The 18,665-nt window shown below is 37.8% G+C and carries 16 protein-coding genes and 1 riboswitch; of the genes, 11 read left to right on the top strand and 5 right to left on the bottom strand.

The window, feature by feature from the left end; all coding sequences use genetic code 11:
- Window positions 1-11 precede the first annotated feature (11 nt).
- Entirely contained in the window at window positions 12-743 is a 732-nt protein-coding gene (chrR, locus tag ACQKMV_RS22665) for a class II chromate reductase ChrR (protein ID WP_427506643.1), read from the bottom strand.
- 286 nt (window positions 744-1,029) lie between these two features.
- On the opposite strand from chrR, the gene ACQKMV_RS22660 reads away from it, so the two are divergent.
- Window positions 1,030-2,550: an acetyl-CoA hydrolase/transferase family protein gene (locus ACQKMV_RS22660; RefSeq protein ID WP_427506641.1), complete on the top strand. Its 1,521-nt coding sequence runs from the start codon at window positions 1,030-1,032 to the stop codon at window positions 2,548-2,550.
- 170 nt (window positions 2,551-2,720) lie between these two features.
- On the opposite strand, the gene ACQKMV_RS22655 is transcribed toward ACQKMV_RS22660, so the two are convergent.
- On the bottom strand, window positions 2,721-4,202 hold the full coding sequence (locus ACQKMV_RS22655) for a DASS family sodium-coupled anion symporter (RefSeq protein WP_427506640.1): 1,482 nt from the start codon (window positions 4,200-4,202) through the stop codon (window positions 2,721-2,723).
- 192 nt (window positions 4,203-4,394) lie between these two features.
- Window positions 4,395-5,027, bottom strand: a complete 633-nt coding sequence (locus ACQKMV_RS22650) for a glycerol-3-phosphate acyltransferase (protein ID WP_427506639.1) — start codon at window positions 5,025-5,027, stop codon at window positions 4,395-4,397.
- 296 nt (window positions 5,028-5,323) lie between these two features.
- A riboswitch (SAM riboswitch) is annotated at window positions 5,324-5,437 on the top strand.
- 118 nt (window positions 5,438-5,555) lie between these two features.
- On the opposite strand from ACQKMV_RS22650, the gene ACQKMV_RS22645 reads away from it, so the two are divergent.
- From ACQKMV_RS22645 to ACQKMV_RS22635, 3 genes are all read left to right on the top strand, one after another.
- Window positions 5,556-6,857, top strand: a complete 1,302-nt coding sequence (locus ACQKMV_RS22645; RefSeq protein WP_427506637.1) for an O-acetylhomoserine aminocarboxypropyltransferase/cysteine synthase family protein — start codon at window positions 5,556-5,558, stop codon at window positions 6,855-6,857.
- 353 nt (window positions 6,858-7,210) lie between these two features.
- Window positions 7,211-7,597 (top strand): hypothetical protein, encoded by a 387-nt coding sequence (locus tag ACQKMV_RS22640; RefSeq protein WP_427506635.1) that lies wholly within the window; start codon window positions 7,211-7,213, stop codon window positions 7,595-7,597.
- Between the two features lie 914 nt (window positions 7,598-8,511).
- Window positions 8,512-9,498 (top strand): homoserine dehydrogenase, encoded by a 987-nt coding sequence (locus tag ACQKMV_RS22635; RefSeq protein ID WP_427506634.1) that lies wholly within the window; start codon window positions 8,512-8,514, stop codon window positions 9,496-9,498.
- A 51-nt stretch (window positions 9,499-9,549) separates the two neighbouring features.
- Here ACQKMV_RS22635 and ACQKMV_RS22630 read toward each other — a convergent pair whose 3' ends face one another.
- Window positions 9,550-9,780, bottom strand: a complete 231-nt coding sequence (locus ACQKMV_RS22630; protein WP_049667308.1) for an excisionase — start codon at window positions 9,778-9,780, stop codon at window positions 9,550-9,552.
- A 193-nt stretch (window positions 9,781-9,973) separates the two neighbouring features.
- Between ACQKMV_RS22630 and ACQKMV_RS22625 the strand changes: the two genes are divergently transcribed.
- From ACQKMV_RS22625 to ACQKMV_RS22615, 3 genes are all read left to right on the top strand, one after another.
- Window positions 9,974-10,162: a hypothetical protein gene (locus ACQKMV_RS22625; RefSeq protein WP_427506666.1), complete on the top strand. Its 189-nt coding sequence runs from the start codon at window positions 9,974-9,976 to the stop codon at window positions 10,160-10,162.
- Between the two features lie 197 nt (window positions 10,163-10,359).
- Window positions 10,360-11,052: a response regulator transcription factor gene (locus tag ACQKMV_RS22620; RefSeq protein ID WP_427426361.1), complete on the top strand. Its 693-nt coding sequence runs from the start codon at window positions 10,360-10,362 to the stop codon at window positions 11,050-11,052.
- 148 nt (window positions 11,053-11,200) lie between these two features.
- Window positions 11,201-13,396: a histidine kinase dimerization/phospho-acceptor domain-containing protein gene (locus ACQKMV_RS22615; protein WP_427506632.1), complete on the top strand. Its 2,196-nt coding sequence runs from the start codon at window positions 11,201-11,203 to the stop codon at window positions 13,394-13,396.
- Window positions 13,397-13,978: 582 nt separating this feature from the next.
- On the opposite strand, the gene ACQKMV_RS22610 is transcribed toward ACQKMV_RS22615, so the two are convergent.
- Window positions 13,979-15,127, bottom strand: a complete 1,149-nt coding sequence (locus ACQKMV_RS22610; RefSeq protein WP_427506631.1) for an acyl-CoA dehydrogenase family protein — start codon at window positions 15,125-15,127, stop codon at window positions 13,979-13,981.
- A gap of 377 nt (window positions 15,128-15,504) precedes the next feature.
- On the opposite strand from ACQKMV_RS22610, the gene ACQKMV_RS22605 reads away from it, so the two are divergent.
- From ACQKMV_RS22605 to ACQKMV_RS22590, 4 genes are all read left to right on the top strand, one after another.
- Complete coding sequence (locus ACQKMV_RS22605; RefSeq protein ID WP_427506629.1) at window positions 15,505-16,584, top strand: metallophosphoesterase; 1,080 nt, start codon at window positions 15,505-15,507, stop codon at window positions 16,582-16,584.
- 121 nt (window positions 16,585-16,705) lie between these two features.
- Complete coding sequence (locus ACQKMV_RS22600; protein ID WP_427506627.1) at window positions 16,706-17,539, top strand: undecaprenyl-diphosphate phosphatase; 834 nt, start codon at window positions 16,706-16,708, stop codon at window positions 17,537-17,539.
- A gap of 83 nt (window positions 17,540-17,622) precedes the next feature.
- Window positions 17,623-18,138: a transposase gene (locus tag ACQKMV_RS22595; protein WP_427506626.1), complete on the top strand. Its 516-nt coding sequence runs from the start codon at window positions 17,623-17,625 to the stop codon at window positions 18,136-18,138.
- A 38-nt stretch (window positions 18,139-18,176) separates the two neighbouring features.
- Window positions 18,177-18,665, top strand: a 489-nt coding sequence (locus ACQKMV_RS22590) for an IS3 family transposase (RefSeq protein WP_427506625.1), incomplete at its 3' end; no start/stop codon positions are given.

Below are 18,665 nucleotides of genomic sequence, written 5' to 3'. Positions count from 1 at the left end.
TGTTGATAAAGTTATTTCCAATTAAAACCCTTTTTTGCTAATAATTCTTTGATATGAGGACGGCGTTGTTCAATTAAAAAATCAGCCATTTGCTTTGTCCAGTTATCAATTTTTCGATTGGATGAACGATTATTATAGTATGTTTCCATTGTGTCGTTGTAAGCTGGTAAAAGCTCTTCGTATTTTTCTGTATTGTATTCATTTTCATGTAATACTGCTGCTACTGGTAAACGAGGTTTTACTTCATTGCGACGAGCAGGAACTCCAATTGTTAAGCCGAATAGTGGGAAAACATAGTCAGGAAGATTGAATAATTCGCTTATTTCTTCAAGTTTATTACGCACTCCACCAATATAACAAATTCCATATCCCATAGATTCTGCTGCAACGACAAAGTTTTGAGCGAATAATGAAACATCAGCTACTCCAACAAGTACGTTTTCTGCCGAATCAGCCACAATGTCCACACCTTCTAATTTACCTGCAGATTGAAGGCGTTTGAAATCTACACAGAAGACAAAGGCACCGCCAGAAGTTTCGTATTGACGAGGATTACCAGAGAGCAACCCTAATTTTTCTTTTTTCTCATCATCTGTTACCCAAATAACACTATAAGCTTGTACAAAATGGGATGTAGCAGCCATTTGTGCAGTAGCAATTAATTCTTCAATAATTTCCTTTGAAATCGGATTTCCATCGTAAATACGAACCGAAGAGTGGTTACGTAATAATTCTTTAACCATCTATAAAATCTCCTTTTCCCCTTTATATATATCAAGAGCATATCACGCTTCTTCTTCAAAATCGAACTTTTTAGATGTTGAAATTATTTTTAAATAATTTACAAATGCATAAAATTTCTCGTAAAACAAATTATTTTGTTAGTTATAGATTAAAAATTCTAAATAGTTTAAAATTATGTATGCGACGGTTTATTTGGTTAGATTTCTAATAATTGGATGACTATACCAGAATGATTGAACCAAGTAATCTAGTTGAACAAAATAAAGTGGGATGGAGGAATAAGGGATGGCAGAAAAGTTGGCGAAAAAGCTACGTAATGAACAGCTACGGAGCAAGGTTGTAACAGCAGAAGAAGCAGCATCTTGGATTAAGGATGGTATGGTACTTGGGATGAGCGGGTTTACACGTGCGGGTGATGTTAAAGTGGTACCTCTTGCACTAGTAGAGAAAGCTAAAAAAGAGAACTTCCAAGTAGATGTATATACAGGTGCATCACTTGGCCCAGAAGTTGACCAATACTTAGCACAAGCTGGCGTTATTCGTAAACGTGGACCTTTCCAAGCAGATGCCGGTATTCGTAACAAAATCAACAGTGGCGAAATCACATTCGTTGATGCGCATCTATCACATAATGCGGAACTAGTACGTCAAGGTATTATTGGTCCTATTGATTTTGCGATTATTGAAGCGGCTGCTATAACAGAAGACGGCTTACTAATTCCTACAACTTCAGTTGGTAACTCTCCGATTTTTGTACAAGAGGCAGACCAAATAATCATTGAGTTGAACGTAGCTCAGCTTGATGCATTAGAAGGTGTGCATGATATTTTCGTACCAGGACCACAGGGAGAACGGGATCCAATTCCATTACAATATGTATCCGATCGGCTGGGCACACCTGGTATACCACTAGATTTAGACAAAGTAAAAGGTATTGTCATTTCAGATATTTTAGATGCACCATCAACGATCGTTCCTGCGGATGAAGAAACAGATATTATGGCTAATCATTTATTAAATTTCCTACGTGAAGAAATTAAAGTAGGGCGTTTAACAACAAGCTTAAGACCAATTCAATCAGGTGTAGGCTCAGTAGCAAATGCCGTTTTATTAGGTTTTAAAGATTCTGAGTTTGAGAACTTAGAAGTATATTCAGAAGTACTGCAAGACGCGGTATTCGAATTAATTGATGCAGGGAAGGTAAACTTTGCATCTGCAACTTCTATTACTCTTTCCGAGGAAGTTGGAAACAGAGTTTATGGTAATTTTGAGAAATATGCAGATAAACTAGTATTACGTCCACAGGAAATTTCTAACCAACCAGAAATCATTCGCCGACTCGGATTAATTTCTGTTAATACAGCGCTTGAAGTAGATATTTACGGGAATGTGAATTCTACGCATGTTTCTGGCACAAAAATGATGAATGGAATCGGCGGTTCTGGAGACTTTGCTCGTAATGCGCGATTAGGTATTTTCGTCACAAAATCTTATGCGAAAGGCGGAAATATTTCTAGTATCGTTCCAATGGTATCGCATGTAGACCATACAGAGCATGATGTAGACGTAATTGTCACAGAGCAGGGAGTAGCAGACTTACGTGGGCTTGCTCCAAAAGAACGGGTTGGGCTCATTATCGATAACTGTGCCCATCCGGAATATCGTGAGCAATTATGGAAGTATTTTAACGATGCCAATGAAGCAACAGGTGGACACCATACGCCTCACAATCTAGAAAAAGCACTATCATGGCATGTGAATTACGCAAAAAATGGTACGATGAAGAACCCTGCTTTATCGAAATAATAAAGTTGTAAAGCCTTGAAGGACAGTTGATTTGTTCCTTCAAGGCTTTTAATTGTTATTAATGTAATCTCGAAAGCCTAGGAGCTCTACGAAGTGGTCGAGTAACCCCGAGAAGTGATCGGGTACCCCCCTGAACTGCTCAGCTATCCAAAGAAAAACCTATCTGCTTCTTACAATAATCCAATCCATTTCCAATACGTTGCGGAGAACAGAAGGACTAGGATGTATCCAATAATCGTTAATGGAATACCGGATTTTAAGAAATCCTTTGTTGTAAAGGCTCCTGTACCATAGGCAAGCATATTTTGCGGTGCACTAATAGGTAAGAGGAAGCCAAAGCTAATAACGAATTGTTGCACGATAACGAAACCAACCTGATCAACATTAGTCGTTAATGTTGAGGCTAAAACGATAAATACTGGTATAAGTGCAGATGCTAAGCTTGTTGCACTTGCAAAACCTAAATGAATAAGAATATTAAATAAAGTAACAAGCGCGATTGTTGCAAGAATTGGCATAGAATCTAAACCGAGTGAACCGAATACTTTATCAGATAACCACGATGCACCTTTAGTATTAAGTAAAACCGTCCCTAGCATAATTCCTACTGCAAAGACAATAATTGTCCCCCAAGGAATATGCGGTTCAACTTGCTTCCACGAATAGACCCCGATTTTTGGCATTAATAAAATGGCGATTGCAACGATTGTGACGGTTGTCGTATCGAATGGGTGAAGTTTGCCCTCGGTAGACCAGAAAAATAGTAAAACTACCGATGTTATGATTAAACGAATTTCAGGAGCTTTTAATGGACCAAGTTCCGCAAGCTGTTTTTTGATTACTTCTCTACCGCCTTCAATATTACTTGTTTCAGGCTTAATTAGTGTAATCATAATGAAAAATAGAGCTACTGACATGATGATTGAGAAGGGGGCAGCGTAAAGTAACCAAGAACCCCAAGAAATATCAACACCAAATTGTTCTTTAATAAAATTTAAAGCGACCATATTTTGAGCTGCTGCCGTTTTAATACCGATATTCCAAATGGAGACAGCTTGCACAGAGGTAATGACAAGTAAAGCAGCAAGTCGACTATCAAGTGGTAACCCAAATGCTGCTACCATTCCGAGTAGTATTGGGACAACTGCGCCTGCACGTGCAGTAGCAGAAGGGACAAAGAATGCGAGTGCAATAGATACTAAAATAGCACCGAATACAATGGCTTTCGTTTTTGTCCCTACTAGTGAAAGTATCCATAGTGCAAGACGTTTATGTAAATTCGTAATTTGCATGGCTGCCGCTAGGAAAAGAGCTGCGGCTACGAGTGCAACTGCAGAATTACTAAATCCACTTAATGCTAATTTTAATGCATCCGATGTTCCTAGCGCTCTTGCTGGATCTTCCATTGACGGAGCCAACCCTAATAAAATTGTAACAAGAGCAATAATCATGGCAGAGCTAACGGGATAGGAGACAGCTTCTGTAACCCAAAGAATGACTGCAAAAGCTAAGATAGCTAAAGCCCGTTGTCCAGCTACAGGTAAATCGCCGTTATTAGGTAAAAAAATAATGATAATTAGTGAAGCGAAAGCTAATCCAATCCAGAGCGGCTTCAAATTACGTTTCGATTTTGCTTGTTCAGAAGTAGACATACTTTTTCATCCTTTCTATAAACGTGGATATTATTTCCTGTAACATCGGCTAGTAAAATGCTTTATTAAGAAAGTAATTTGTTTATTTATTGTAAAGAAAATTTACATGTGAAATACTCTCAATTTATAGCGATAACGGGCAGTTACGAGAAAAAATGCGGTCACAGAAAAGACGAAAATTTCCAAAAGATATTATTTTTTCTTTTTGAATGCAGAGGTCACTTTAGGCTCAGTTCCCTGTATTAATCGTTTAATATTTTCGAGATGCAAAATGAGCGCTATGCCAAAAAGTAATAAGGCTATAATCGTTGGGCCAACTCCAGGAATCCATAAATATGTGGCTGTACAAAAAACAAGATAAAATTCAAGTACACCGGCAATTAAATAGTTCGTAGCGAAAGATAAAATAACAAATAAAATGAGTGCAAATAAGCCAATTTTCCAATCGACCGCAAGTAATATCCCGATGATTGAAGCAGTTCCTTTGCCACCATTGAAGCCCATATAAAATGGAAAATTATGACCTAGAATGACACCGGCAGCTACGATATAGGTAAAGAGCCAAACTTGTACTTCTGTTAATTGTGTAGTATCTGCTAGATAGACATGAGCACCGATAATAGCTGCAACGCCTTTACCGATATCGATAAGTGCAACTAAGATACCGTATTTCCATCCAAGGGAAAGTGTTGCATTAGAGGCACCTGCATTGCCAAAACCAGACTTTTTTAGATCTACTCCGGATAAAAATTGAGCAACTTTAGAACCGTGAATACAGCCAATAAAATAACCAGCAAGAAGAAAAATGATAACGGCCTTTATCATAAAAGTCCTCCTTTCTAAATAAATAGGCTCATCACCAAAAGATAGGAGTGAAATTTGTTTAAATCTATACCATTTATATAATTTGATTGGAGGCTGGACGCCCCTAGGAAAGCGTCCAGTCGGAACGGAAATCAACCCCACGTTTTGGTGATAAACTATTAAATATTAAAATAGTGTATGCGTTTGTATTACATAAAAAAGCAGACAGAAGTTTCGGAAAAAATAAAATTTTAGTGTTGACAGAGAAAAAGTCTATGTTTTATACTGTGTAACAACGATGGAAATTGAATCTCATACTCTTATCAAGAGCGGCGGAGGGATAGGCCCTATGATGCCCGGCAACCAGTAAGTGACGAACTTGCTAAGGTGCTAATTCCTACAGATTCTTATTTGGATCTGGCAGATAAGGGGAGGAAAACTTGCAACCGCAACCCTCTTCTTAGCTGAAGAGGGTTTTTTGTTTTCTACTGAAAAAATCCTCCTCATCTCCGGTACCATCGTAAAAAAATAACCATTTGGAGGTATACAATGACAAATTTTAAACCAGAAACATTGCTGTTACACGGTGGCCAAGAGCCAGACCCGGTAACAGGATCTCGTACAGTACCCGTATATCGCTCAACGGCATTCGTTTTTAAAGACACTGCTCATGCGCAACGTCTTTTTGCCTTAGAGGAAGCTGGCAATATTTACACGCGCATTACAAACCCAACTGTAGATGTTTTTGAAAAGCGAGTCGCTTTATTAGAAGGCGGTACAGCAGCAGTAGCACTTTCATCTGGTGCAGCAGCAATCGCATTTTCCATTTTAAATCTTGCAGGTGCAGGGGATGAAATTGTTGCAGCTAGCTCTTTATACGGAGGTACTTATAATTTATTCGCCAACACACTACCAAACTACGGTATTAAAACGATTTTCGTAGACGAAACAAATCCAGAAAATTTCCGAGCAGCTATTACTGATAAAACAAAGGCCGTGTTCGCTGAAATTTACGGGAACCCAAGTTTAAAGGTACTAGATATTGAAAAGGTAGCAAATATTGCACATGAAAACGGCTTGCCATTAATTATTGATAGCACATTTGCTTCGCCATATGGCTCTACACCAATTGACTTCGGTGCTGATATCGTCGTTCATTCCGCAACAAAATGGATTGGCGGCCATGGTACAACTTTAGGTGGCGTTGTAGTAGATGCAGGGAAGTTTGATTGGACTCGTGGACGTTTCCCAGGCTTTACTGAACCAGATGCTTCATATCATGGTTTGCGTTATGGTATTGACACAGCAGCAGCTGCATTTGCCACAAAACTGCGTGTACAATTACTACGCGACTTTGGACCAACATTAAGTGCAGATGCAGCATTTAATTTATTACAAGGATTAGAAACGCTTCATTTGCGTATTCCTAAACACAATGAAAATGCACTAGCAGTAGCTGAATATTTACGAAACCACCCATCTGTGGAATATGTAAATTACAATGGCTTAGAAGATTTCCCTACTCATGATTTAGCAAAAAAATATTTGAGAAATGGCTTCGGTTCAGTGCTTACTTTCGGTATTAAAGGTGGACGTGAAGCAGGACGTAAATTAATCGATAGTGTGAAATTATTCTCGCACGTAGCAAATGTAGGGGATGCCAAATCATTAATTATTCATCCTGCATCTACTACACATCAGCAACTATCAGCTGAAGAGCTAATCCAAACTGGCGTAACCGAGTCGCTCATTCGCTTATCCATCGGTCTAGAGGCAATAGAGGACATTATTGCAGATTTAGAACAAGCTATTGAACAAGTAACAGCTTCACAACAACAAGTAGAAGCATAATAATAAAAAAACATTGGTTAATGTTGTAGCGTTTACGTATTTTCTCATTCGATTGGCCTCATTTGGTAATGCGTAAAACGTTGCTGCATCATCCGCTCGCCTCATTTGGTGAGAGTAAGGAAATTGTTTAAAATTAATACCAAGTAATTTTATAAGTATTATTGACTTACTTAAATCCTTGTTTTATACTAGGGATTAAGAAAAGTGTTCGAAAGGCTACCAACCTAGAACCAATTTATAGACTAATTTAGTTTTCATAAGTGCTCCCCCACTTTTGAATATATAAAGAGGAGTAGTTGCTCAGCCAGTAGCTACTCTTATCTACAAAAACTGATGATAAGGAGTGTTTTTAAATGGGAAATGTTTATAGTGCGCAAAACATAGCATCTTATCTTATTTATGAATTAAATGAAGGTCATGTATTTGTGAACAACATGTCCATTCAAAACATACTTGCGTCAGTTGAGCGTAAATGGAAAGAGATCTTTGGACATTCTACGTTTAAGGAAATCGTTTATGGCAAAGAGGAAGGTTATACAGTAAAAGAAGTTTTCGAAGCTTATGAAAGCTATGGAGCAAATCATATTCCTCTACCTGCGACAGAGTATTACTTAAAATACGGTACATTCCAATTAGTTGAACGTACGTATGCAATACCAAATTTCACGCAAGAGGAAATAGGATTGGTGCAACAAGCTTTAACTCAATATCGTTATAAATTGCTAGCCAAAGCTAGCTAATTATCCCTCATATAATCGGGCTCATTCTCTGCTGCTACAGGGAATGAGCTTTTTAAATTAGATGATGAAATATACAGAAAAAAATTTTTATTAATATATTTTAAAAGAACAATTTTTATGAATGTCTTTACATACATATATAATAGAAGAAAGGCATTTATTTTTGGTACATCACCAAAAGTTGTGGATGACATTTGTTAAAAATTTATGCCATATATAAGTTAATCTTCGTTCTGACTGGGCGACTCCTTGGGGATCAGCAATAGAGTAGCAAAGGCTAAAACCATCACATCCTTCGCGACCAACGTCGGTGCCGTTGCCGCTTCGCTTTCGCGCAAAAGACATCTGTTGGCCCGGACCCTGGAGCGAGCAAATAGGGGAACGAAGGCTAAGAACATCACATCCTGTGATAACGCCTTCGTGACCAACATCCTGTTGGCCCAAGCGGCTCATCGAACGCCCTCAGTCGAAACGGAAATCAACCACACATTATGGTGATGATCCTTATTTTTTATAAAGAATCGTCAATATTTGTTCAATTAATATAGATCAAGTGAAAAATCATTATTAAAAGGGATGAAAACGATTTCTTTTGCACTCCTAGAGGAAACAAATGTCCATCCTAGAAAGATTTTTCTTGTGCAATGTATGTATTTACGTTACAATTTTCTTTAAGTTGAATTTTGAATTATTTGAATTTGTTTGTTTCACAGACTTTGTATCTTTATTCGGAATATTTTTGTAGCGAGAGTGAAACAACATGACTAAATATCTGATTGAAAACGAAGTGTTAGAGACACGGCAAGTTGACCTGCTTTGTAAAGTCGGCGCACAATTCAAAATCTGTACGAATTAAGCTGAGACGAAATAAATATAATGAAACTGCGGAATGTAAGTTGGAGGGAATAACAACAATGGCAACTATAAAGGCAGCTATATTAGGATTTGGAACGGTAGGTCAAGGAATTTACCATATTTTAAACGAAAAGCGCGAAGAGCTTAAAAATAAATTAGGAATTGAGCTAGAAGTAGCAAAAATTTTAGTTACAGATGCTAGCCGTGAACGTGTACCAGGCACAGCACATTTAATGACAACTAGTATGGATGAAGTCTTAGCAGAACCGGGTATACAAGTTGTTTTTGAGGCGATCGTCAATGAGGAGCCAGCATTTACTTACTTAAAGCGCGCTGTTGAACATAAATGTCATGTCATCACAGCTAACAAAGTAATGTTCGCCAAGCGAGGCTTAGAGCTACAGGACCTTGCAAAAGCAAACGGTGTTTTTGTTGGCTTTGAGGCTACAACTGCTGGTGGTGTACCAGTTATTAAAACGATGAAAAATATTTTGCTTGTTAATGATGTTAGTCGTATTCAGGGTGTTTTAAATGGGACATCCAACTATATTTTAACGAAAATGCGTTCACAGGGCTGGTCGTTCGAAACGGCTTTAAAAGAGGCACAAAATTTAGGCTATGCAGAGGCAGATCCATATAATGATATCTCTGGTCAGGATGCCTTTAAAAAATTAATGATTTTAAGTGATTTGGCATTTGGTGAACAACCAGACTGGGCTGACGTCGAAGTGGTTGGCATTGATAGTATTTCGACAGAGCAAGTAAAAGAAGCGTGTGAAAACGGCTTACGTTATCGCCACGTAGCTGAGGTTGAGAAGCTAGCAGATGGTAAAGTGGTCGCGAAGGTTGGACCGCAGTTAGTTGATAAAGAACATCCGCTTTATCCAGTTGATGATGTCAATAATGCTGTGGCATTGGATACAAATTATATTGGCACATTAACGCTAGTTGGACCTGGGGCAGGTATGTATCCGACAGCTAGTGTAATGGTTGAGGATTATGCGGAAATTATCGGTAAGCGAGCTGGATTTGTCGTAACAATATAATAGATGCCTATCATTCAACAATGTTCTAATTGTTTGAATGATAGGCATTTTTTAATCCTCATCTTTAACATCAATATCCTCTGGAATAGGTGTATTCCTCCAAATTTCAATTTCTTCTTTAATACGATCTAATTGCTCAAAATAAGTGCTGAACTGCCCGCTATTAATCAGTATTTGGTCCCCGTCGTATACTGAACGAATACGGCCCTCGTAAACTAGGCGAAGTACTTGATCCTCGGGCATACCAAGCTCGATGGCTGTTTCTTCAATTGTTTTATACATAATTTCGCTCCTTTTGTTGTTTTTATTATAACCTCCCTGTAATAGAAAGCCTACTATGGGTTAATAAATGAAAGAAAGAGGAAAATGGTAATTGTTTGATTTTGGATAAATCTGTATTATTAATGTTAGTGCGTGGTGACGTTCGAGGGGCAATAAATGATGTATCCTGAAATGGTCATGAAAATGGACAAGTATAGTTGCTACGAGCATTGCATTTTTCCAAGGTCTTTTTTTCTCATCAATTCGTCTAACAGGTGTAGCTATTGAAATCATTGTAATTGGTAGCGCACCTGTCTTATCTGGTGCTTTAGAATGGGTACTATTGAAATCACAGCCGACAAAGGTGTGGGGAATAGCATCTGTAATGGCAATTCGTTATTAATGGGGAAGGGGCTGTTCATATGGGAGGGATTGGACTAGCCCTTTCTAGAGGCCTCTCCTTTGCACATATATGTTGAAATATATGCCTGTATATAAGTTGATAAGATTCATTAAAACCTTAAGAAATTCTTCATATTTATAATAACTGGTTTTTAAGATTTGAAAGGTACACTATTAATTGAGAGCGAGGTGTATATCATGACGAAACTAACAGTTCTTGTAACAGACGATGATCAAGATATTCGTGATGGTATTGAAATCTATTTAAAGAATGAAGGCTACAATGTCATTAAAGCTGCTGACGGCTTAGAGGCACTCGGAAAATTAGAAAACAATGAAGTACATTTAATTATTTTAGATATTATGATGCCAAAAATGGATGGAATTACAGCGACGTTTAAAATTAGAGAAGAGCGCAATATTCCCATTATTATGCTTAGTGCAAAGGCGGAAGATGGCGACAAAATTCATGGCTTGTCTGTAGGTGCAGATGATTACGTGACAAAACCTTTTCATCCATTAGAGTTGTTGGCTCGAGTGAAGTCTCAGCTGCGACGTTATGTACAACTTGGGACGTACAATGATGGAGCAGCAAAGGTGGAAATTGACGGACTTGTATTAGATGAAGATGCAAAGGAAGTCAATTTAGAAGGTGAGCCTGTTCGATTAACACCAATCGAATATAAAATTACGGAGTTATTAATGAAAAATGCAGGGCGTGTGTTTTCGATAAATGAGATTTATGAGCGTGTATGGAATGAGGAAGCTTACAATGCAGAAAATATTGTAGCTGTACATATTCGAAAAATACGTGAAAAAATCGAAGCAGATCCAAAAAATCCACGCTATTTAAAGGTGGTGTGGGGCGTTGGCTATAAAATGGAAAAATAAAATAGAGAAGTATGTTACAATTGCAGGGTTTGTAGCAGGGGTTATTGGACTAATTTATTTCGGTGTGTATGCGTATCAGATAGTAACTGCCCGCTCTTCGGGGATGCTACAATTGCTCGATAGGATATTTTAGAGAGGAGTTAAAAGTATGTTAAAAAATTGGAAATCTCTTCTCGCTCTTATATGTTTAATCTGGGTAATTTTCGGTATATTTACGTTCTCTAAAGCCGGTTACCAATATATTGGTAAATCTTATTTTCAATCGGGAAATTTCCAGAATGAACTTGATAATTTTCAATCAGAATTAGGACCATTAGTGTTAAATTTACCAACAGCTGAGGATTTAAAAAGTAAGATTGTGGTGACACAAAGTGAAATTGAAGAACATCGTAATCGCTATGGAACATTAGGGCAACAGATAGATAATATTAAAGCCCAATACGAAGAGCGCATTCAAGAAGCTGCTAAAGTAAATGCAACGGATTTAAAAACAAAGCTTGAAAAAGAGCGAGATGAGAAACTTAAAGATATTACGACAAATTTCGGGGATGATGAGCATGTCCGTAAAAAAATTCTAGCTCAAAAGAAAGAACTCGTTGATAAATATATAAAGACAGCAAAAGAAGAAGCAAAGAGTTTTGCGAAAAATAATAATTACTGGTCTTATGAATTAACGAACACTGAAACAGGTAAAACATATCGATCAGGTGATGTTTCGGATAGTAGTGCGTTCAAAATAAAGTATACTGGGCAACATCCGTTAACTACTTCTAATATCAGTGGTAATTTAAACGGCATTTTTTATCAAACTGATATCACCATTGATACAGAAAATTTAAGTGAAACTTCCGATTACACGGGTATCATAACCATCTCAAAAAAATCAGCACAAGCAGTCGATATCTTGGGAGGATATGACCATTTTACACGCAATCAATACATTTTCTATTTTATATGGTTAACGAGTATCGTGGCAGCTATTTTTGCATGGAAAGGACGTAAAGAAGTACTGCAAGTGGTACAAGGTTTAAAGGAAAAAGAGGCTCTTTTAAAGCTGAAAATTGATTACCCAATTGGATTATTATTAATAAATGCATTCATATATTTGGCAGCATCTGAAATTGCTTTTGAATCGATTGAGTTTGTCACTTATCAATCGAACTATGTGCATTACTTAATTAGTCTGTTGTTTAAAATGGGTGCCTTAATCATTATTGCAATGCTATTTTTTGTACAGCTAATTTGGTTGTATGAGCGAGTGAATACAGCACAGAAATTAGAGGAGAATTTAAAAGCTAGTTATTTATGGTCTCTAGGAGGATCAATTACAGATTTATTTATAAATCGTTCCATTGGGTTACATGCTATTGTCATGATTGGGGCAGCATTTTTCGGTGGTGGAAGCCTTGTTGCCTCAATGATAGGAGGTGGCGGATTCCCCGTTCTAGTATTGGGCATCTGCGCAATGATCGGTATACCAGCATTGATTCTCTTCCTCTCAAGAATGGGCTACTTAAACCGAATTATGAAGGATACAAAAGACATGGCAGAAGGACGTTTAAATCGCGATGTTAAGGTAAAGGGCAAATCACCACTCGCGGAGCATGCAGAAAATCTTAATCGTTTAAGAGAAGGCGTACGCACGTCTATGCATGAACAGGCAAAAAGTGAGCGTTTAAAAACAGAGCTTATTACGAATGTTAGTCATGACTTACGCACGCCTTTAACATCCATTATTACGTATACAGATTTACTGAAAAATCCTGATATTACAGAGGAAGAGCGTAAACAATACATTCATATCCTTGATAAAAAATCAGAACGTCTAAAATTATTAATTGAGGATCTTTTTGAAGTATCTAAAATGGCGAGTGGTAATATGGAGCTTCATCGCAGTCGAGTTGATTTAACCCAGCTTGTACAGCAGGCGGTAGGGGAGCATGAGGAAGATTTAGCACAGGCGCATTTAGATTTACGCATGACAAAACCACATGAGCCAATTTACGCGTATGTGGACGGACAAAAATGGTGGAGACTAATCGATAATTTAATCGTTAATGTATTGAAATATGCATTAGAAGGCACACGTGTTTATGTAACATTGAAACGTACAGCAGAAGGTGACGCTGAATTCACGGTGAAGAATGTTGCGAAATATGAAATTAGTGAAAATGCCGATGAGTTATTTGAACGCTTTAAGCGAGCGGATGCTTCACGCCATACAGAGGGCTCAGGGCTAGGCTTAGCCATTGCACAATCCATTGTAGATTTACATGGTGCTCGTATGAGTATAGAAGTAGATGGAGATTTATTTAAGGTAATCGTTCGAATTCCAACAGAATAAACAAAGAACAGCGGCAAAATGTTTTTGCCGCTGTTTTCATGATGTTGAAAATTAAAATATGTGAGGAATTCCTTTTTGAATGTTGTGAATTTCAATCCGTCATTTTGGCCCTTTATTCCGTTGTAGAGGCGGGACCATCCTGTTCTATCCACGACATTGACGGTTCTATCCGTCACTTCGGCTCTTCATTCCGTCGCATGAGCTCTTCTATCCGTCGTTCCGGCTTTTTATTCCGTCGCATGGGCTCTTCAATCCGTCGTTCCGGCTTTTCAATCCGTCGCTTGGGCTCTTCAATCCGTCGTTCCGGCCGTTTATTCCGTCGCATAGGCGGGACCATCCTGTTCTATCCACGATTTTGGCTGTTCTATCCACGACATTGACGGTTCTATCCACGACATTGACGGTTCTATCCGTCACTTCGGTTCTTCAATCCGTCGTTCCGGCTTTTCATTCCGTCGCATGGGCTCTTCAATCCGTCGTTCCAGCCGTTCATTCCGTCGAATAGGCTCTTCAATCCGTCGTTCCGGCCCTTCATTCCGTCACTTTGGCCACTCGTTGTGCCGAAGTGCCATATTTTCTTAGTTATAACCCTAAATTCTTGGCAATAATCACTTTCATCACTTCATTTGTACCTGCATAAATGGACATGACAGGAATGTCTCGATATCTTCTAGCGATCTTATATTCTTCCATATAACCGTAGCCACCATGTAACTGCATACATTGGACAGCGAGTTCACGTGCATTTTCCGTTATCCAGTATTTTGCCATTGAAACTTTTGTCACAACATCATTTCCTGCGATATGTTCCTCTATTAAAGATTCTAAAAAAGATTTGCCAAGCTCAATTTTTGTCGCCATTTCAGCTATTTTAAATTGCGTGTTTTGGAAGTCACTAATTGACTTTCCGAAGGCTTCACGTGATTTTACATAATCAATAGTTAAAGATACCATGTCCTCAGCAGCGGCTTGTGCGGCGATGGCTACTGCTAAACGTTCTTGCTGCAGCTTTTCCATCATATAGATAAAGCCTTTTCCTTCTTCACCAAGAAGATTTTCTACAGGTACGCGACAATCCTCAAAATATAGCTCGGCTGTGTCCTGCGCGTGCATTCCTACTTTTTCGAGCTTGCGACCTTTCGTGAAGCCTGGTGTCCCGTCCTCAATGACAAGGAGGCTAATGCCACGATGTTTTTTTTCTGCCTGAGGATTTGTTTTTACAGCAACGACCGCTAAATTTGTATGAATACCATTTGTAATAAATGTTTTTTGTCCGTTGACGATATAGTGATCGCCATCACGAATAGCAGTAGTTTGGATGTTTGCCAAATCTGAACCTGTGCCTGGCTCCGTCATAGCAATTGCTGTAATATTTTCGCCTGTAACACATTTTGGTAGCCAGCGTGATTTTTGCTCATTTGAGCCGTATGCCTCAATATAGGGCACGACAATATCGTTATGCAGACCAACGCCAATAAGGCTCGAACCTACACGCTCTAGCTCTTCTTGAATAATAACGCCAAAACTAAAATCGAGTCCGAGACCGCCGTATTGCTCTTCTACTTGAGGGCATAGATAGCCCATTTCGCCAAGCTTACGCCAAAATTCAAGTGGAATAAGATGATCTTTCTCCCATTGTGCATAGTTTGGCTCGGCTTCTTCTGTTAAAAACTTGCGTAACGTTTTACGAAATAATTCATGCTCTGTTGATTCGAATTTATATTTTGCCATATGAACAACACCCCTTTTTTCCTCGTACATGCGTAAATTTTCACTTGCAATTATAATGTTACTTAAATATTCAGAAAAATTAAAGTATATTATTCATAGTTTTTTTCGTAATCTTAATTAGTTGAATTATGTAAAAGTAAGAACCATCTCCATATTGGTTGATTTTCGTTCTAATCGAGTGGTTCCTGACGTTGTATTCGATTGCGTGTAATTGCCTTAGATTACTATATTGTAACCTTCCAAATTAAATTGTCATGTAAATCATACGAATGAATGACAAGAAATATGTACACTTGATATAGTACTTACAACAAATGTGAATGTTAAGTATAATGCTATAATCAACTAAGACTATATTGAAAGTAGGGGACTAAAATATGCCTAAAGTAATTGGTGGAATTCTTTTATTAAGTATATATAGTGCACTAACTTTTTACTTAGGATGGGGATTGAGACAGTGGCTTATGGCAATGGGATGGTTCCGTTATCCAATTTTATATTGGTTAGTGCTGTGTATCATTGCGTTTAGTATTATTATTAGTAGATTGCATGAGTCCTTGCGAGTATTTTCGATTATCCATAATTACTGGATGTTTATTTTTGAATACGGATTATTGCTTTGTTTGCTAGCAAACTTGATTATTTGGCTAAGTCCTTTTAAAAACGTACAGATAATTGGCGGTATTGCAATTGCTACGTTGTTTGTACTAAGTATTGTGGGCACCTATTTAGCATATTCGCCTGTTGTCCGTCATTTAGAAATAATGATGGATAAAAAGAGTAGTGAGTTAGAATCGATGAGAGTTGTAGTAGCATCAGATTTTCATTTAGGTGTGCTATCACATAAAAGACATTTACAGCGCTTTGTTACTTTATCGAATGAGGCAAAACCAGATATCGTCTTTTTAGTTGGGGATATTGTGGACGACGACCCTAAATGGTTTGTTGACGATGGAATGGCAGATGTGATGAAGCAAATAACATCTACATATGGAGTGTATGGTGTACTGGGCAATCACGAGTATTATGGCAAGAAAATCCCTGAATTTATTAAAGAAATGGAAAACGCTAATGTAAAAGTTTTGTGTGATGAAACTATTAGAATTGATAATGTGTTAGTATTAACGGGTCAAGAGGATATTACAAACAGGTATAGAAAACAACTAGATACATTGAAGACAACAGATGACTTGCCTTGGTTTGTCATGAATCATACTCCAAATGATTTAAATATGCCTGCAAAAATGGGCGTAGACTTCCATATGTCAGGTCATACACATAAAGGTCAATTATGGCCCAATCAGTATATTACAGCTCGTGTATTTGAGCTGGATTATGGTTATAAGATGAAGGAGAAAATGCATACACTTGTTTCATCAGGTTTTGGCTTTTGGGGTCCTCCCATGCGAATAGGCAGCCGTTCTGAATTATGGGTTGTGGATATAAACTTTCGTTAGTTGGTAAGGATGGCGTTTGGAGTAAGAAGTCTACTCATAACTAAATACTACAGTCATAGTATATGAAAAAGTGTATTTTATTATATTTTGGTATTTAATTAATAAAAGGTAAGGTGACAATGTGGATATTATAGAGTTATTAAAGGCGTTAATTTTAGGCATGGTCGAAGGGTTGACAGAGTTTGCACCAGTGTCATCGACAGGTCATATGATTATTGTGGACGATATGTGGCTAAAGACAGAGGAGTTTTTAGGGATGTATCCCGCCAATACATTTAAAATTGTTGTTCAACTAGGTTCTATATTAGCTGTAGTCGTTGTGATGTGGAAACGAATGTTGAGCTTAGTGGGGCTATATAAAATCGAAGGACAATCTACTTCGATGAAAAGTCGCTTCAACTTAATGCATGTTATTGTGGGCATGTTGCCAGCAACTGTATTAGGTTTTGCATTTAAAGACTTTATCGATGATCATTTATTTAAAGTAGAGCATGTTATTTATGCTTTAGTAGCTGGGGCAATTTTAATGATTATTGCAGATAAATTTGCACCGAAAAAACCAAAAGTGGATTCGCTAGATAAGATTTCTTATGGTTTAGCATTTAAAGTAGGTTTAGTACAATGTTTATCACTTTGGCCAGGGTTCTCTCGCTCAGGTGCAACAATTTCCGGTGGTGTACTATTTGGTATGAGTTACCGTGTGGCTGCAGATTTTACTTTCATTATGGCAGTACCAATTATGGCAGGTGCTAGTCTAGTATCTGTACTGAAAAACTGGGATACGCTATCTATGGATTATTTTAGCTTCTATGTAGTAGGCTTCATTAGTTCATTTATTTTTGCATTACTTTCTATTAAATTCTTTGTAGCACTTGTTTCAAAAGTGAAATTAATGCCATTTGCTATTTATCGTTTAGCACTAGCTGCTGTACTAGCTGTTATTATCTTTATGTAATTAATAAAGTCACTCTTCTTTTTAGAATGTGTACTGCACCCCAAAAGTTAGACCAAAAATCTAACTTTTGGGGTGTATTTATTTTGACAAAATATGATTATGAGTTTAAGAAAAAAGTCGTTGAAGCCTACTTTCAAGGGCATGGAGGTTATAGACAAATAGCTCTTCAATTTGGTATTTCCTCAGGCCATGGAGTGGTGAGAAGGTGGGTGAAACAAGTAACTGCACTAGGATTTGATTCTCTTAGGAAACAGAAAAGACGTTCGGATTACACTATTCAATTTAAACTTGATGTCATAAACTATTATTTAAATAGTGGAGAATCTATCCGAGATGTCGCTCATAAATTCAATCTGCCAAATGACTCGATGGTTTCATTGTGGACTACGGCATTTAGAAAACATGGTATCGGTGGAATTTCTCCAAAAACGAAAGGACGTCCATCCATGTCAGATAAACCGAAGAAAACGAAGGAAGAAAAGAAATTATCGCGTGAACAGGAATTAGAACGAGAAAATGAATTATTACGTGCGGAGCTTGCGTTCATAAAAAAGCTTCAAGCTTTAGGGTTACCTGTCCCGGATCGTCTCAAGAAGTAGATGCCAGAATCATCCACGAACTCCGAGTAGAATTCAAATTGAGTATTCTTCTCGAAGCGACGAAGTTCCCTAAAGCGACTTATATGTATTGGCAAAAGCGATTTGATAGAGAAAATCCAGATGAAGAAATTGAGCGTGTTATTAGTGAAATTTTTGAAGAGAATCATGGTAATTACGGTTATCGCAGAATAGATAATGAATTGCGCAACCGCGGAATCGTTGTGAATCATAAAAAAATACAGCGTATTAAACAGAAACTGGGTCTACAGAGCGTGAAATTTACGAGAAAATCTCGCAAATATAGTACATACAAAGGCAATGTTGGAACGGTTGAGAAGAATCGTATTCACCGCCGTTTCCATACATCCATCCCACATCAAAAATTGACAACGGATACCTCTGAATTCAAGTATTTCGTTACTGGAGAAGACGGAAAAGTAACCATTAAAAAGGCTTATTTAGATGCATTTCTAGATATGTTTAATGGTGAAATAATTTCCTATCGATTATCTGAACGACCGAACGCA

The organism is Lysinibacillus sp. NPDC094403 (genome assembly GCF_050278745.1).
GTDB lineage: Bacteria > Bacillota > Bacilli > Bacillales_A > Planococcaceae > Lysinibacillus.
Note: the sequence above shows the minus strand (reverse complement) of the source record. Positions and strands in the feature narration are given on the sequence as shown.

What these genes read in the sequence shown, in the direction of transcription:
- ACQKMV_RS22630 (WP_049667308.1), bottom strand. Translation starts at nt 9,780, where the DNA reads ATGTATAAAACAATTGAAGAAACAGCCATCGAGCTTGGTATGCCCGAG.
- ACQKMV_RS22640 (WP_427506635.1), top strand. Translation starts at nt 7,211, where the DNA reads ATGGGAAATGTTTATAGTGCGCAAAACATAGCATCTTATCTTATTTAT.
- ACQKMV_RS22635 (WP_427506634.1), top strand. Translation starts at nt 8,512, where the DNA reads ATGGCAACTATAAAGGCAGCTATATTAGGATTTGGAACGGTAGGTCAA.
- chrR (WP_427506643.1), bottom strand. Translation starts at nt 743, where the DNA reads ATGGTTAAAGAATTATTACGTAACCACTCTTCGGTTCGTATTTACGAT.
- ACQKMV_RS22655 (WP_427506640.1), bottom strand. Translation starts at nt 4,202, where the DNA reads ATGTCTACTTCTGAACAAGCAAAATCGAAACGTAATTTGAAGCCGCTC.
- ACQKMV_RS22650 (WP_427506639.1), bottom strand. Translation starts at nt 5,027, where the DNA reads ATGATAAAGGCCGTTATCATTTTTCTTCTTGCTGGTTATTTTATTGGC.
- ACQKMV_RS22645 (WP_427506637.1), top strand. Translation starts at nt 5,556, where the DNA reads ATGACAAATTTTAAACCAGAAACATTGCTGTTACACGGTGGCCAAGAG.
- ACQKMV_RS22615 (WP_427506632.1), top strand. Translation starts at nt 11,201, where the DNA reads ATGTTAAAAAATTGGAAATCTCTTCTCGCTCTTATATGTTTAATCTGG.
- ACQKMV_RS22620 (WP_427426361.1), top strand. Translation starts at nt 10,360, where the DNA reads ATGACGAAACTAACAGTTCTTGTAACAGACGATGATCAAGATATTCGT.
- ACQKMV_RS22605 (WP_427506629.1), top strand. Translation starts at nt 15,505, where the DNA reads ATGCCTAAAGTAATTGGTGGAATTCTTTTATTAAGTATATATAGTGCA.
- ACQKMV_RS22660 (WP_427506641.1), top strand. Translation starts at nt 1,030, where the DNA reads ATGGCAGAAAAGTTGGCGAAAAAGCTACGTAATGAACAGCTACGGAGC.
- ACQKMV_RS22610 (WP_427506631.1), bottom strand. Translation starts at nt 15,127, where the DNA reads ATGGCAAAATATAAATTCGAATCAACAGAGCATGAATTATTTCGTAAA.